Origin of the sequence: Micromonospora sp. NPDC093243 (genome assembly GCF_044753725.1) — a bacterium.
Classification (GTDB): domain Bacteria; phylum Actinomycetota; class Actinomycetes; order Mycobacteriales; family Micromonosporaceae; genus Micromonospora.
The window spans coordinates 903,498-917,786 of the sequence record NZ_JBIVNT010000001.1 but is presented as its reverse complement, the minus strand read 5'-3'; the positions used below and the strand labels follow the sequence as shown (position 1 = coordinate 917,786).

Annotated in this window: 17 protein-coding genes; 9 read left to right on the top strand and 8 right to left on the bottom strand. The window is 70.0% G+C overall.

The features are described 5' to 3' along the window. The first annotated feature begins 10 nt into the window (after positions 1–10). Genes ACIP9D_RS04135 through ACIP9D_RS04125 form a run of 3 tightly spaced genes read left to right on the top strand, consistent with a single transcriptional unit; the run spans position 11 to position 2,591 of the window. Entirely contained in the window at positions 11–679 is a 669-nt protein-coding gene (locus tag ACIP9D_RS04135; RefSeq protein ID WP_350870854.1) for a response regulator transcription factor, read from the top strand. Then, positions 676–2,034, top strand: coding sequence for a HAMP domain-containing sensor histidine kinase (locus ACIP9D_RS04130; RefSeq protein ID WP_350870852.1), 1,359 nt, complete (start codon positions 676–678; stop codon positions 2,032–2,034). Before ACIP9D_RS04135 ends, ACIP9D_RS04130 begins: the two co-directional genes overlap by 4 nt. Continuing rightward, the gene (locus ACIP9D_RS04125) at positions 2,031–2,591 is read left to right on the top strand and encodes a GerMN domain-containing protein (RefSeq protein ID WP_350870849.1); all 561 of its coding nucleotides are present in this window, start codon (positions 2,031–2,033) and stop codon (positions 2,589–2,591) included. The genes ACIP9D_RS04130 and ACIP9D_RS04125 overlap by 4 nt, the downstream gene beginning before the upstream one ends. Positions 2,592–2,674: 83 nt before the next feature. Here ACIP9D_RS04125 and ACIP9D_RS04120 read toward each other — a convergent pair whose 3' ends face one another. Then, entirely contained in the window at positions 2,675–5,035 is a 2,361-nt protein-coding gene (locus ACIP9D_RS04120; RefSeq protein ID WP_350870846.1) for a low temperature requirement protein A, read from the bottom strand. A 255-nt stretch (positions 5,036–5,290) separates the two neighbouring features. Between ACIP9D_RS04120 and ACIP9D_RS04115 the strand changes: the two genes are divergently transcribed. Continuing rightward, positions 5,291–5,746 (top strand): phage holin family protein, encoded by a 456-nt coding sequence (locus ACIP9D_RS04115; protein WP_350870844.1) that lies wholly within the window; start codon positions 5,291–5,293, stop codon positions 5,744–5,746. 65 nt (positions 5,747–5,811) lie between these two features. Here the strand turns inward: ACIP9D_RS04115 and ACIP9D_RS04110 are convergent, their stop codons facing one another. Then, on the bottom strand, positions 5,812–6,687 hold the full coding sequence (locus tag ACIP9D_RS04110) for an alpha/beta hydrolase (RefSeq protein ID WP_350870842.1): 876 nt from the start codon (positions 6,685–6,687) through the stop codon (positions 5,812–5,814). A 372-nt stretch (positions 6,688–7,059) separates the two neighbouring features. Between ACIP9D_RS04110 and ACIP9D_RS04105 the strand changes: the two genes are divergently transcribed. Next, positions 7,060–7,689, top strand: a complete 630-nt coding sequence (locus ACIP9D_RS04105; RefSeq protein WP_350870840.1) for a VOC family protein — start codon at positions 7,060–7,062, stop codon at positions 7,687–7,689. Positions 7,690–7,706: 17 nt separating this feature from the next. Here ACIP9D_RS04105 and ACIP9D_RS04100 read toward each other — a convergent pair whose 3' ends face one another. Genes ACIP9D_RS04100 through ACIP9D_RS04090 form a run of 3 tightly spaced genes read right to left on the bottom strand, consistent with a single transcriptional unit; the run spans position 7,707 to position 9,303 of the window. Beyond that, positions 7,707–7,997 (bottom strand): hypothetical protein, encoded by a 291-nt coding sequence (locus ACIP9D_RS04100; RefSeq protein WP_350870838.1) that lies wholly within the window; start codon positions 7,995–7,997, stop codon positions 7,707–7,709. Positions 7,998–8,005: 8 nt separating this feature from the next. Then, complete coding sequence (locus ACIP9D_RS04095) at positions 8,006–9,004, bottom strand: NADPH:quinone reductase (RefSeq protein ID WP_350871148.1); 999 nt, start codon at positions 9,002–9,004, stop codon at positions 8,006–8,008. Further along, the gene (locus tag ACIP9D_RS04090; RefSeq protein ID WP_350870835.1) at positions 9,004–9,303 is read right to left on the bottom strand and encodes an antibiotic biosynthesis monooxygenase; all 300 of its coding nucleotides are present in this window, start codon (positions 9,301–9,303) and stop codon (positions 9,004–9,006) included. Before ACIP9D_RS04090 ends, ACIP9D_RS04095 begins: the two co-directional genes overlap by 1 nt. 135 nt (positions 9,304–9,438) lie before the next feature. Here ACIP9D_RS04090 and ACIP9D_RS04085 point away from each other — a divergent pair, with 135 nt between their 5' ends. Then, entirely contained in the window at positions 9,439–9,921 is a 483-nt protein-coding gene (locus ACIP9D_RS04085; protein WP_350870832.1) for a MarR family transcriptional regulator, read from the top strand. A 41-nt stretch (positions 9,922–9,962) separates the two neighbouring features. On the opposite strand, the gene ACIP9D_RS04080 is transcribed toward ACIP9D_RS04085, so the two are convergent. After that, the gene (locus tag ACIP9D_RS04080) at positions 9,963–10,583 is read right to left on the bottom strand and encodes a helix-turn-helix domain-containing protein (RefSeq protein ID WP_350870829.1); all 621 of its coding nucleotides are present in this window, start codon (positions 10,581–10,583) and stop codon (positions 9,963–9,965) included. A 205-nt stretch (positions 10,584–10,788) separates the two neighbouring features. On the opposite strand from ACIP9D_RS04080, the gene ACIP9D_RS04075 reads away from it, so the two are divergent. The 3 genes from ACIP9D_RS04075 (at position 10,789) to ACIP9D_RS04065 (ending at position 13,158) form a co-directional block, all read left to right on the top strand. Next, positions 10,789–11,829 carry an aldo/keto reductase gene (locus tag ACIP9D_RS04075; RefSeq protein ID WP_350870826.1) on the top strand — a complete coding sequence of 347 codons (1,041 nt, stop codon included), beginning with the start codon at positions 10,789–10,791 and terminating at the stop codon, positions 11,827–11,829. 129 nt (positions 11,830–11,958) lie between these two features. Then, on the top strand, positions 11,959–12,309 hold the full coding sequence (locus ACIP9D_RS04070; protein ID WP_350870824.1) for a DoxX family protein: 351 nt from the start codon (positions 11,959–11,961) through the stop codon (positions 12,307–12,309). 117 nt (positions 12,310–12,426) lie between these two features. Beyond that, positions 12,427–13,158: a class I SAM-dependent methyltransferase gene (locus ACIP9D_RS04065; RefSeq protein WP_400449287.1), complete on the top strand. Its 732-nt coding sequence runs from the start codon at positions 12,427–12,429 to the stop codon at positions 13,156–13,158. Here ACIP9D_RS04065 and ACIP9D_RS04060 read toward each other — a convergent pair whose 3' ends face one another. Both ACIP9D_RS04060 and ACIP9D_RS04055 read right to left on the bottom strand, forming a co-directional pair. Further along, positions 13,159–13,854, bottom strand: a complete 696-nt coding sequence (locus tag ACIP9D_RS04060; RefSeq protein ID WP_350870818.1) for a cation transporter — start codon at positions 13,852–13,854, stop codon at positions 13,159–13,161. Beyond that, positions 13,851–14,210, bottom strand: a complete 360-nt coding sequence (locus ACIP9D_RS04055; protein ID WP_350870815.1) for a metalloregulator ArsR/SmtB family transcription factor — start codon at positions 14,208–14,210, stop codon at positions 13,851–13,853. Before ACIP9D_RS04055 ends, ACIP9D_RS04060 begins: the two co-directional genes overlap by 4 nt. Between the last annotated feature and the right edge of the window lie 79 nt (positions 14,211–14,289).

The window sequence follows — 14,289 nt, the reverse complement described above, 5'->3', positions numbered from 1 at the left end:
TGATGCCGTTATGACGGCCGTACTGGTGATCGAGGACGACGACCGGATCCGGCTCGCCATGCTGCTCGCCCTCGACGACGAGGGTTACGACGCGTACGGCGTGGCCACCGCTGAAGAGGGGTTGCGCCGGCAGCGGACGACGCCGGCCGACAACGTGCTCGTCGACTTGATGCTGCCGGGCATGGACGGCTTCGAATGCATCCGACAGCTGCGCCGCGACGACGACGTCCCCATCGTGGTGATCAGCGCCCGGGACGACACGCACGACATCGTGGCGGCCTTGGAAGCCGGCGCCGACGACTACGTGGTGAAGCCGGTGGCGATCAAGGAACTGTCGGCCCGGCTGCGCGCACTGCGCCGTCGCGGGCGGGCCACCCAGGTGCCCACGCAGGTCTTCGGCGATCTGGAAATCAGCCCGGACGCCGGCGAGGTGCGGCGAGCCGGACAGCCCGTTCCCGTCACCCGCACCGAGTTCCGGCTCCTCTGCGAGCTGGCCGAACACGCCGGCAAGGTGTTGTCCCGCCAACAGTTGCTACAGCGGGTGTGGGGGTACGACACCGGCGACGAACGTCTCGTCGACGTGCACGTCGGCCGGGTACGACAGAAGATCGAGCAGGACCCGGCCAACCCGCGGCACCTGGTAACCCTCCGTGGTCTCGGCTACAAATTGCAGCGATGACACGTCTCGGCCTGCGTGCCCGGGTCAGCGCCGGCTTCGCCGTCGGCGCACTGCTGCTCGCCGCGTCGATGGCGCTGTTCTCCTACGACCTGACCCGGCGGTCGCTGCTGGAGGAACGGGAGCGGACAGCGGTGCGGGCCGCCTACTTCGACGCAGCCGTCGTACGCACCGGGCTGGAGACGGACGCTCCGGACGTGGTGGAGGTGCTGCGATCGCTGGACACCGGTAGCTTGCGCCGCCCCCTGCTGCACCGCAACGACCGCTGGTACGCGCGCACCGCGGAGACCGGCGCCGGTGCCATTCCCACGGAGTTGCGCCGCATCGTCCGCTCCGGGAAACCTGCGGTCCAACGGGTCCGCCTCGACGGGCAACCGGTCCTGCTCGTCGGTGTGCCGCTGTCGGACACGACCAGCTACTACGAACTCACCTCGCTGCGCGAGGTCGAGCAGACCCTGCAGGTGGTCGGCCTGACGCTGACCGCCGTGGCCATCATGATCGCCGGCTCGGGAGCCGCGCTCGGCTGGTACGCCACCCGGCGTAGCGTGCGCCCGCTGACCGACGTCGCCGACGTGGCCGAGAAGATCGCGGCGGGCGACTTCGGCACCCGGCTCGACGCCACCACGGATCCGGACCTCACCCGCTTCTCCACCTCCTTCAACCACATGGTCGACCAGCTCGTGCAGCGCATCGAGCGGGACCGCCGGTTCGCTGCGGACGTCAGCCACGAACTGCGCTCTCCGCTGCAGACCCTGGCGGCGGCCGCGAGCGTCCTGGCCCGTCGACGCGAACATCAAGACGAGCGCACCGCAACGGCGGCCGGCCTCGTGGCCGACGAGATCACCCGCTTCCAGCGGCTGGTCGACGACCTGATCCAGCTCGCCCGCACCGAACAACCCGTGCAGCGGGAGCCGGTCGACGTCGTAGCCCTCGCCCGTGATACCTGCCGCGCCCGGTCGCTGCCCGACAGCCTCGTCCGGACCGGGGCGACCACGACGACGACCACCTGGTCGATCGACCGGCGACGTGTCGAACAGATCCTGCTCAACCTGCTCGACAACTCCGTCCGTTACGGCAGGGGAGCCGTCGCGGTGCGCCTGACCTGCCGACCACCCGACGTCGGCGTCCTCGAAGTCGACGACCAGGGCCCCGGAGTGCCGCCAGCAGACCGGGAAGTCATCTTCGGCCGATTCGTTCGGGGGCGCGCCGCTCACGCCCGCGCCGACAGTGACGGCACCGGCCTCGGACTGGCGCTCGTCGCGCAGCACGCCGCCGCACACGGCGGCCGAGTGGGTGTGACCGACCGCCCCGGCGGGGGCGCCCGGTTCTGGGTGGAGCTGCCGGGGTGCCTGTCATGAGGGCACGCATCTTGTCGCTTGGCGTCGCGATCCTGCTGGGCGGTTGCGGCGTACCGGCCGACGACCTTCCCCGTGCCGTCGAGGTGCCACCCGGCCCTTTCCCCGCTCCGGTCACGGCCGGCCCGACGGACTCCCGAGGCCGCCTCGACGAGGCGCTCTGCTACGTGCGAGACGATCGGATCGACCGGATCCTGCGGCGCACGGACACGCTGCCCACCGTTGAGGTCCACCTGCAGCACCTGCTCGCCGGACCCGGTGCGCTGGAGCGTGACAGGGGCGTCAGCAGCTCCCTGCCCGGCACGATCACCGTGGCCGGTGCCCGGCTCGTCGGCACGACCGCCGAGGTCGACGTCGAATCGGCCGGCGACGAGACCGGCCGCAACGACGAAGTTCTCGCCTTCGGCCAGATCGTCTGCACCCTGACCTCGCGCGGCGACGTGACCGGAGTGTCCTTCCGCCGTGCTGGGCAGCCGTTGGACGTTCCCCGCGCCGACGGTTCCCTCACCCGGGACCCTCTCACCGCGGCCGACTACGAACTGCTCATGATCCAACGCTGACGGGCCTGGCCAGGCAGCAGTGCGCAGGCCGCGGGTGACGGCAGCGCGATGGGGGACCGGTGCACCGGCTGGTTCGCGGGGACTCAGGACCGGTCGGTGAGCACCGTCTCCAGCGGCGGGGTGGCCGAACGCCCGAACACGTGCGCGGCGAGCAGCGCCACCGTGAGCACGACCAACGCCCACAGTGTCGGCAGCATCATCGTCACGGGGGCCAGCGCGGCGACGACCAGGATCACCGCCCACCGGCGACCGGCGCGACGGTGCGCGCGTCGCCACACGAGGTGGTCTGCGAGTAGGAACACGATGATTCCGCACACCAGCGTGAGCCGCCCGACCATCATCGGGGTGCTCGAATGCTGCCCTGGCTGTGGCAGGGTCGTGCGCAACCCGAAGGCGACCAGCACGAGGCCGCCGACCAGGAACAGGTGCAGGTACGCGTAGGCGTCGCGGGCCAGCGCACCTCGTTGGCGGGTGGTCGCGAGTTCGGCGAACCGTTGGCCGACGACGACATCCGTCCCGACGTAGGTCCACCACAGTGCCGACAGCAGTCCCGCGCTCAGCGCGACGGCCCCGAGAGTGGCAATCGAGATGGGCGGGTCGCCGACGGCGATGCCGGTGGAGACGACCGCCTGGCCGAGCGCGACGAGGATGACCAGGTTGAAGCGGCCCATCCATCGGCTGACCGAGTGCAGCCGCCAGTTGCGGGCTCCGATGAGGTAGCCGCCGCCAACGTCGATGAGGATGGCGAGGACCCAGCACAGGGTGGTCAACGGGGTGAGCGGATTGCCGGTGGCCGGGGCGGTCAACACCGCGCACAGCAGCAGGCCTATCCCCACCCCGGTCGGTGCGGCTGCCAGGATCACCGGGGTGCGAAGGGCGGCATCGCGGCGGACCGACAACCAGAACACCACCAGGTGCAGAATGCGTACCGCCCCGTACGCGGTGACGACGATCAGCGGTGCGGGCAGGCCCCCGGGCACGTAGCTGAACGTCTGGGGAATGGCGACGCCGAGCATCAGGATCAGGGCCACCGCGGCGAGCACGATCAGTCGCAGTCGGGTTCCTGCGCTGCGAATCGTCGTGGTGAACCAGGTGTAGTTGACCCAGGACCACCACAGCAGCGCCAGCACGGCCAGTCCCTGGAGCACCCCGACGGCCGAAGGGTGTCGGGTCATCAGCACGGTGACCTGGATGAACGCGTACACGAAGGCCAGATCCAGGAAGAGTTCCTCCGGGGTGGCGTCGACCTCCTGGCCGGCGGTCACCGCGACGGCGCGGTGCAGTTGGCGGTGGCGGCGTCTGAGCACCGTCACGTGGGCGAGGACCACGCAGACCAGCGCACCGGCGAGGAGCGCGAGTGATCCCAGAGGTGTCAGGTGGCGGGCCGGCGTGATCAGCAGCGCCACGAGTACGAGGCCGAGCACGGGGCCGCGGCCCACCCGCCGAACGATGCGCCACTCGAACGCCACCAACCCGAGCAGGTACAGGATCACGCCGCCGTACAGGATCGCCGGTTCGGATACGTCCCAACGATCGGGGTGGCCGACCTTCGCCCCGCCCAGCGCCTTCTTGAGCCCGAACGCCACCAGGATGAGCCCGCCGATCATCGGCAGGTGCAGAAACGTGTAGGCGTCGCGGGCGAGGCGGGACCGGGCGCCGGGTGAGGCCGACTCCAACGCCTGCTCGGCGCGGGGTGACGCGATGTCGAAGTACGCCCACCACAGGAACGCCACGACGACAAGACCGAGCGCGGACCCGGCGAGCACCGACCAGGTGATCGGATCGTCGCCGGTGAACCCACGGCTGGTGCCGATCGAAATGATCGTCTCGCCGAGTGCGATCAGCATGACCAGGTTGTGCCGCTCGGCCCAGTGCCGCACTGACGTCAGCTGCCAGTTGCCGGTGCCGGGTGCCCGTAGCCCCACGTAGTCGACGACGATCGCCACCCCGAAGAGCAGAAGTTGGAGAGCTTCCGTTCTCCGCCCAGCCGGTAGTTGGTAGGGCAGCAGGGCCGCGCAGAGCAGCAGGGGAGCGCTGCCGGCGAGCGGTAGCCACGCCCGCCGGGCGGGAGCGGCGGAGTTCGCCGAGCCGCGCTGCCCGCGGGCGATGATCAGCAGGGACCCCACCCGGGCCGCCAGGAAACCGCCGACGAAGACGAGGGGTCCGGAGAGCCCACCCGGTTGGTCGACGAAGACCTCCGGAATGGCGACGGCGACGAGCAGGATCGCGGTGGCCGCCGCGAACACGGCGATCGGCCGGCCTCCCCGGTCGAGCCGGACCAGGTTCCCCACCCAGGCGTACCCGACCCAACTGCGCCAGAGCAGCAGCACCACCACCGCTCCCTGAACCAGCGCGTCCAGGGTGGGGCGTTCCGACATGAGCCGGGTGACGTTGATGAAGGCGTAGACGAAGACCAGATCCAGGAAGAGTTCGGAGCGCGTCACCCCGCCATGCGTCGCGGCCCTGATCCGTTGATCGGGCGGAAACGCGCCGGGCGAAGCCGCTTCCCGAGCGCCGCCGTTCACCCGCCTACTGTGTCAACGAATGAGATCAGTGGCAGACAAACCGATGAACCACCCCGGCTCACCCATCGCTGACGTGGAGTGGGTGGAGGCGTCACGGAATGACCGACCGGCCGAGTGTGTCCGAGACCCGTCCGGGTAACCGGCGAGCTCGGGAACTCGACAGGTGGAGGGGCCATGAGCGACGCGACGGGCCAGTCCCGGCACGACGGGCGGACGGGCAGCGCGACCGAACGGCTGACGGCGGAGGTGGCCGACGCCGTGCGCGGCGAGATTCGGGTCGTCCGCGACCAGCTGACCGAGACGTTGCGTCCGGCCGGCCTGGGTGTCGTCCTGCTGGGCACCGCGGGTGCCTGCCTAGTGCTCGGCGCGGGCGCGGCCTCGGCCACCGCGCTGCGCATGCTGGAGGCGTTCCTGCCCCGCCGGTTGGCCACGGCCGGTCTCACCGCTGGTTACGTGGCCGCGGCCGTGGTGCTCGGCCGGCTGGGGCTGCAACAACTGCGCGCAGCGGGTGGCACCTCGGCCCGGCTCGCGGACGAGGTGCGCGACATGGTGTCGACGACCGCGGGCCGGGTGGTGCCGGCCAGCGCCGACATCGCCCGCGACCAACTGGACCGACAGCGAAAGCTCTGAGCCGCGGCGTCGTGTTCACCGCGACGTCGCCTGCCCGGTTCACGGCTGGCCGCCGCAAGCGATCGTCAGCCGGCGGCCAGGACCTCGCGGAGCCTCGTGGCGAATTCCTCGGGCTTGCCCGCGTAACCGAACTCGCCACCGAGGAAGCCGCCGTGATGGCTCGGGAACACCGTTGCCTGCTGGCCGAGCAGAGCGGCGGTGCCGAGGGCCGTACGCGCGGTGTAGGTCTGCGCCGACTCCTCGCCGACGGCGATCACGATGCGGGTCGGCGCCGCGCCGAGCAGGCCCGGGTCGGGGCGGTAGTCGGTGACCGCCCAGGAGCTCTTCGACAACAGCGGGTCGTCGCGGGTGCCGTCGTCCTCGGTCGGCATGCCGAACATCGCCGGATCGGGCGCGGGCTGAGCGAAGTAGGCGTCGGTGAATTCACCCTGCCAGGACGTCATCGCGATGAAGGCCGCCATACCCGCGCCGAAGCCCTTCGCCTGATATGCCTGGTGGAAGGCGGCCCGGGCGCGCTCGGCGGCCGCGGCGTCGGGAAGCACGGCGTTGATCGGCGGCTCGTGCGCCACCAGCGTGACGACATCGCCGGGTTGGGTGGCGACGAGCTCCAGCGCGGTCACCGCACCACCGCTGCTCGCGAACACGTCGACCGGGCCGGCGCCGAGCGCCTGGATCAGCAGGTGCAGGTCGGCCGCCTGCTGCTGCGGCGTGTGGTCGGACCGGCCGTCCGTCCGGATGCTGCGGCCCAGGCCGCGCGGATCGTAGGTGACGACCGTGCGGTCGGTGAAGTTCGCGGCGAGCGCGTCGAAGCCCTCCGCCGTCATCGGCTGACCGATCATGAGCAACGCCGGCCGGCCGCCGTCCGGCGGGAGCGGTCCACGCACGTCGTAGACCAGATCGACGCCGGGCGCGGCGAGCGTGTGGGTCTGGGTCGTCGTCATGACGGTGAGACTACGGACAGGGTGCGACGGGTACACGGAACCGCTCCCGGGCGGCACGTCGGCGCCGCTCATCCGGGTTTTCCTTGGTTGTCCATGCCCCCTACCTGACCGGCTCACCGGCCACTGCCACACCCCGATTCACCGGACATCTGGGCCATGCCCCGAGGTGGTCGCTGATGCCGGAACGAGGCATCCGACCGCGGCGAAAGCACTAGCGTGGTGATCGGGACCGTGCGTGGCCAGCGGCGCTCGGGGAACGGCGGCTCGCGTGCTCATCCGGGAAACGCGGCCGCCGCCGCGGCCCGCCGGCCAACGAGATTCACGGGTACGCCGCGGAGCGTATGGGGCCGCACTCAGTTCAGGGAGGCCGCGATGAGCCCGAAGGATGCTCGCAGCGACACGGGTGGGACGACGAGCATCGAAAACCTCGACCTCAAGCTCGAGGTGATCGTCGTTCCGGTGTCGGATGTCGACCGCGCGAAGGAGTTCTACCGGCGCCTCGGATGGCGGCTCGACCAGACGCCGCCCGGCATTGTCCAGCTCACGCCACACGGCTCCGGGTGCTCAGTGCAGTTCGGCCCGGAGCTCACGTCGGGAGCGCCCGGTTCGGCCATGGCGTACCTGATCGTCTCCGACATCGAGGCGGCCCGCAACGCCCTGGTCTCCGCCGGTGTCGAGGTGGGCGACATCTTCCATCCGAGCCCGAACGGCCCGGTCGACGGGCCGGATCCCGAGCGGCGCAGCTACTTCTCGCGCGCCACCTTCCACGACCCGGACGGCAACACCTGGTTGATGCAGGAGATCACGACCAGGCTTCCCGGGCGGATCGAGACCGGCGTGACGTCGTTCGGCTCCGCGAGCGAACTGGCGAGCGCGCTCCGACGCGCGGCCGCCGCCCACGGCGAGCACGAGAAGCGCACCGGCGAGCGGGACGAGAACTGGCCCGACTGGTACGCGACGTACATGGCGAGCGAGCAGACCGGGGCCAAGCCGCCCGAGTGAGCCGGGACGGACGTCGTTCACGGGTCGAGGTGGCGTTCCACCGGCCGTTTGCGCCGCCGGCGCGCGACGGGTAGTTCCAGCTCGACCCGGCCGGCGTCGCGCTCGGCTGGCTCGTCCGTGCTCGACCGGCCCCGGCCGGCACGCCGGGCAACCCAGGCCCAGCCGCATCGTCCGGGGTTCGCCACCTCGAAGACCCGAACCTGCTGGTACACCGGGTTGCCGTCGCGGCTGCCGGCCGACGACCAGCCGCTGGAGAGGGTCGCCCCGGTGAGCTCCAGACGCCGTACGCCCTGGCCGACCGGGAGCATGCCGATGATCAGGATGACCGCGACGCTTCGATGTCCAGGACGACCCGGCCCCTGGCCGCGCTGTGTTCAGTCAGTTCGTGGGCCTGTGCGATCTCCGCCAACGGCAACCGGGCGGCGATCGGGTAGCGCAGGTCACCGGCGACCAGCGCGGCTGTCAGGTCGGCCGCGGCAGCCTCGTTCGCCGGCTCCGGAAAGTCGTCGTTGCTGAGGAACCGGACCGTGATGTTCTTGAAGCCGAGCGGCCAGTACGGGATACGTGGCTCGGCCGCACCGGTGGCGTAGGTGGCGATCACACCGCCGTACCGGAGGATTTCCAGGTCGGTCGCGATGTTGGCGTCGAACGCAAGCTCGGCCACGCGGTCGATCGGTTCCCCGCCGGTGTGTTCGAGGATCCGGGCGGCCACGTCGTCGCCGGCGGTGTCCACCGCGTGGTGCGCTCCTGCGGCCAGCGCCTGCTCGACCTGGCCCGGGTTGCGAACTGTCGCGATCACGGTGGCGCCGCCCCGGCGGGCCACGGCCAACGCGGCGCGGCCGACCGCGCCGAGGGCTCCGGTGACGAGTACCCGCTGGCCGGTCACCGGCCCGTCGGCGAAGATCGCCCGGTGGGCGGTGATGCCCGGGATGCCGAGCCCGGCCGCCTGCTCGTACGGCACGCCGGCCGGCAGCGTCACGGCGTGCCGGGCCGGCACCACGGTGTATTCGGCGGCGGTGCCGAACGGGCGGTACGACTGGGCGAGGTAGACCCAGACCCGCTCGCCGACCCGTGCCGGATCGACGCCCGGTCCGACGGCGTCGATCACCCCGGCGCCGTCCCCGTGCGGTACGACGCGGGGGAATGGCATCGTCGAGCCCCACCAGCCCTGGCGTTTGCCGAGGTCGCCGACGTGGATCCCGGAGACCGAGACGCGGACCCGGACCTCGCCCGCACCCGGCTGCGGCTCGGGCAACTCACCGACCTGGAGCACCTCGCGCGCCGGGCCCTGCCGGTCGTACCATGCCGCGCGCATCACGCACCCACCGTATCGGTGCTGGTGCCCTCTTCAACGCTGATCACCGTGTCGATCAGCGCGAAGAACGCCTGGATACCGGGCCGGTCGCCGCCCCGGCGCCGGGACTCGGCGAAGTCCTCGGGCGAACGCCAGAAGACGATGTCCAACCATTCCTCGGCGTTCAGCCGGATCAGTCGCGCGCCGAGGAAGCCGGCGCGATCGCTCTGGAAGTCGCGCAGCATCGCCGGTCGCGCGGCCAGCAGGGCGTCGGCGCGCGCCGCGGGCACGCGGAAACGGGTGATTTCTACGGTGCTCATCGCTCCTCGATCCTCTCGGGTACGGACCGAAATGTAGTCAAGATTTGTGACTATCACAAATGATGACTGTCACATCCCCGTAGTAACCTGCACCGAGTGATCGCGCCGACTGGCGGCCAGGGTTGGGGAGAGTGGATGAAGCGCAGCGTGCGTAAGCGGCAGGACCCTGATCTGGGCGTACTCGCCGCGAGGCTGTTCTTCGGCCTGCAGGAGGAGCTGTTCCGCCGAAGCGCCGAGGAGGGCTTCGACGACATCACGCCCCGACACGGCGCCGTCCTGGCGTACCTGGATGAGGACGGGATCCGTCCCAGTGAACTCGCGCACCTGTCCGGCCGGCACAAGCAGACCATCGGCACCATCGTCGACGAGCTGGAGAAACTCGGTTACCTGCGGCGTGAAGCGGATCCCGCCGACCGGCGGGCCAAACTCATCATGCCCACGGAGCGTGGGCGCAGGTTGATGCGCTACTCCGACCTGGTGGTCGCCGAGATCGAGGCCCGGCATGCCGCGCTGCTCGGGACGGAACGGTACGGGCAGTTCAAGAGCACCCTGCGGGTGATCGCGACCGCGCCGCCTGCACCCCCGGCACCTCCGTCGACGACCAGTTCGGTGAGGTGACCAGCGCCGGCCGAGGGGGTTGAGACGGCCCGTTCACCGCGCTAGTCCGCCGGGCGGCGATAGGCGCCGTGCCGCCAGATCAGGGCCAGCTCGCGGGCAAAACCGGCGTCTTCGCTGGGATCCGCGACGGTGATGTGGTCGAGGATGGCTCGCTCGCCGCCCACGACTATCACTCGGCTGGCGTTGCCGAGGTCAAGTCTGGCGGGACTTCGGCCCGCGGCCTGCTCCTGACGAAGTACTTCGATCGTTCGGTCCCTGAACCGGATCGTCCTCTCGCTCCAGAACCTGCGCACGGTCGCGTCGTAGGTGGCGACCTCGGCGATCGCCCCCAGCACGGCGGCATGTTCCCGATAGACCCCTACCACCTGCTGAAAGGCGTCCGCGAGACCTTCGACACCGTCCGATGGTTCCCAGGCCGAGGCGATGTTGAAGGACGCGTCCACCAGCGTGCCGGCGAGGCGCATGAGTAGATCTGTCTTGTCGCGGAAGTGGCTGTAGAAGGTCGATCGAGCGACGCCGGCCTCGATGGAGATCTGTTGTACGCCGAGCTCGGTGAAGTTCGCGCCGTCGATCAGGAGGCGACCGGTTGCGGCCAGTATCTCCGCCTCGGCTGGGGCACGTCGCCCGGGACTCGGGGTACGTCGTCGGGTGATCGAGGGCATGTCCAGGTCCTAGGGTCGTGGCTCGCCCGGGGTTCTCAAGCCGCTCGAGCCGTCTCCGGGTCGTGGCGAAGCCAGACTACATGCTGTCCGGACAGCGTGTAGCATAAATTTCGGACACACTGTCCGACGAGCTGACCGGGCGTTTGTCGCCGGCGCCGATGTAGTCGCTGGGCGACCGGACTCTCAGGCATCAAAGGAGCAAATAGTGAAGTATCGCTTGCTTGGGCGAACCGGAGTGTGGGTTTCCGAGATCTCTCTGGGCACGATGACGTTCGGGGGCAAGGACCACCCGGTGTACCGCACCATGGGCGCACTCGGGCAGGAGCAGGTGAACCAGGTCGTCGGCACCGCACTCGACGCCGGGGTCAACTTCATCGACACCGCCGACGTCTACGCTGACGGCGAGAGTGAGGAGATGCTCGGCCGGGCGATCGGGCAGCGCCGGCGCGATGTCGTGCTCGCCACCAAGCTGATGGCCCCCGTCGGGTCGGGGCCGAACGACCAGGGGCTTTCCCGGCTGCACGTCATGCGGGCCCTGGAGGACAGCCTCCGACGACTGAAGACCGACTACGTCGACCTCTATCAGATCCACAACTACGACCACGTGACGCCGCTCGAGGAGACGCTGAGCGCCCTCGACGACGCGGTCCGGCAGGGCAAGGTCCGCTACATCGGCTGTTCCAACCTCGCGGCCTGGCAGATCAGCAAGGCACTGGGCATCTCCAAGCTGCACAACCAGGCGAAGTTCGTCGCCAACCAGACGCACTACTCGTTGGTGTCGCGAGACGCCGAACGTGACCTGGTGCCCATGGCCGAGGACGAGGGGCTGAGCCTGACGGTGTGGAGCCCGCTTGCTGGCGGATTCCTCTCCGGCAAGTTCGACCGCGGCGGAATGACCACCGAGCAGGACTCCCGCCGGGCTCAGGTCGGCGTCGACTTCGTGCAGTTCGACGAGGAGAAGGGCTTCAAGGTCGTGGACGTGCTGCGGACCGTCGCCGCGCGGCACGAGGTGAGCCCCTCCCGGGCAGCGATCGCTTGGCTGCTCGCTCAGCGCGCCGTCACCAGCGTCATCGTCGGTGCTCGCAAGCTGGAACAGCTCACGGACAACATCGCCGCGAGCGACCTGGCCCTCACCGAGCAGGACCTCGCCGAACTCGATGAGGTCAGCCGGCCGCCGGTCGCCTATCCGAACTGGATCCAGGAAGCGTTCGGTCCGGTGCGGATCCCGGCCGGCAACGTGGCCTGATCCGGTCTGCTTCGGGTGTCAGGCACGGGAACGACCCAGCCTGACACCCGACCCGGTGCCGGCGATGGCACCCCGTCACATCCGACGTGGCCAGCTCGTCCTGGAAGCGGGCAACCACGAAGGAGTGCGATGTTCGCCGCTTACGTCACGGTCACCATTCTCGCCGCGGTCTTCACCGGCATCGCGGCCGTCACCTACCTGATCGGCCACGACTATCCGAAGGCCCAGGCGGACATGAAACGCGTGCCCCGATCGTGGGTACCGGTGTTGGGCATGCTGCTGGCGGCCGGTTCTCTGGGGCTACTGGCCGGGTTCGCTGTGCCACTGCTGGGGGCACTCGCCGCCGCTGGACTCGTGCTGTACTTCGTCGGCGCGCTCGTTGCGCACCTACGAGTGGGCTCTCGTCAGCTGGTGGGGTGGGCCGTCTTCTTCTCGACCGAGGTGGCCGCGCTAGTCGTGAACCTGGTTTATCACTGGTGACTCGACTCCACTCCGCCGCCGACGATCCGGGGTTGAGCCACACGAAAGACGAAGCGCGTACGGCGCAGCCCGTGTCAGGATCTCGGCGTGCCCAGTCGCGCCTTGAGCTTCGGAGCTGTGGCGGAGGCGTACGAACGGTTCCGACCCGGCTATCCCGTGGCGCTTCTCGACAGAGTGATGGCGTACGCGGGTCACCCGGTTCGGACCGCCCTCGAGATTGGCGCCGGGACCGGTAAAGCCACCCGGCTCTTCGCTCAACCGGGCATCACCGTCACCGCCACCGACCCGGACCCGGCCATGCTCGCCGAGCTGCGAAAGCACGTGCCGGCGGACGTCAAGACCGCGCGAGCCGCGTTCGAGGACCTGCGGCCGGGCGAGACCTACGGGCTGGTCTACGCGGCGGCGGCGCTGCACTGGACGAGCCCGGAGGGCCGGTGGGCGCGCATGGCCGCACTACTGGAGCCGGCCGGCGTGTTCGCATCGTTCGGTGGGCCGATCCGGTTGGTCGACCCCGCTGTGGAAGAAGCTGTTCGCACGGCCCGAGCGCCCTTCCTGGAGAGCGACGAGGTTCCGTCTCCCGATGGGACACCGCCGGAACACGAGATGCAGTGGCCGGGTACGGAGCTCGAACAGTCCGAGTGGTTCGTCGATGTTCAACAGTTGGTGATCGAGCGCCGCTTGATGATGAGTGCTTCCGACTACGTCGGCCATCTCTCGACCATCTCGGCATACCTCGAACTGCCGGCCCCAAAGCAGGAGCAGGTCTACAGCCGCATCGAGCAGGTCCTGCCGGCGGCGGTCGAGCTTGCCGCCGACATCGTCGTTCATCTCGCGCGCTGTGAGCGGTAGTCACGACTGCCGGCTGGCGCAGCAGCCGTCTGCGCAGTCCGGCGCCTGGCCGTTGGCGGGGTCGGCAGGCGGTGGCGCGCAGTCGTCGCAGTGCTCCCCGCGCCAGGCTTGCACACCTTCCTTTCCGGCGACCCCGGCGATGACCAGTGCGGCGATCGGGTCCGCCCACGACCAGCCGAAGGCGGCGTTGAGGACCAGGCCGACGAGCAGCACCGCCGAGAGGTACGTGCACAGCAGGGTCTGCGTCGAGTCGGCCAGGACCGTTGCCGAGCCGAGCTCCCGGCCGGTGCGGCGTTTTGCCCGTACGAGCAGCGGCATCACGATCAGCGACGCGACGGCGATCCCGATCCCGAGCGGGCTGGAATCCGCGTCCCCGCCGGACAGCAGCGAGCGGCCGGCGTCGAAGGCCACCCAGGCGGCCAGGGCGAAGAACGACAGCCCGATCAGCCGCAGCGCCAGGCGCTCCCGGTTCTCGGGCACGCGCGAGCGGAACTGCCAGATGAGCACGGCGGCGCTGGACACCTCGACGAACGAGTCCAGACCGAAGCCGATCAGCGCCGTGGACGAGGCCGCGGCGCCGGCGGCGATCGCGACCAGGCCCTCGAAGAGGTTGTAGCCGGCGGTGGCGTAGGCCAGCCACAGGCTGCGTCGGGACAGCACCGCCCGCCGCTGCGGGGTCAGCACGGACACGCTCACGCGCGGACCCGCACCGACGAGTTGGCGGGCGCGCCGTAGACCGGGCAGAGGGCGACCGCCTCGCCGGTGGCGGCGAGGAGCTGTTCCGCCGAGCGCAACAGTTCCAGCAGCTCCGGCCGGGTGAGTGCGTAGAACGACTGTCGACCCTCGACCCGGTAGTCGATCAGCCCGCAGTCCCGGAGACACGCCAGGTGCTTCGACACCGTCGACTGCGCCAGCCCCAACTCGGCAGTCAGATCCACTACCCGCGCCTCTCCGCCCGCGAGTCGTTGCAGGATGGCCAGCCGGGTCGGGTCACCGAGGGACCGGAACAGCGCCACAGCTGGAGTCAGCCCAGGATCACAACCCATCGCCATAGAGCGATGATAGCGTCCGCACCGAATCATTCGCAGCGGGGGGTCGTCCGGCACCCTGCCAGTGGTCGAGTGAGTAGCA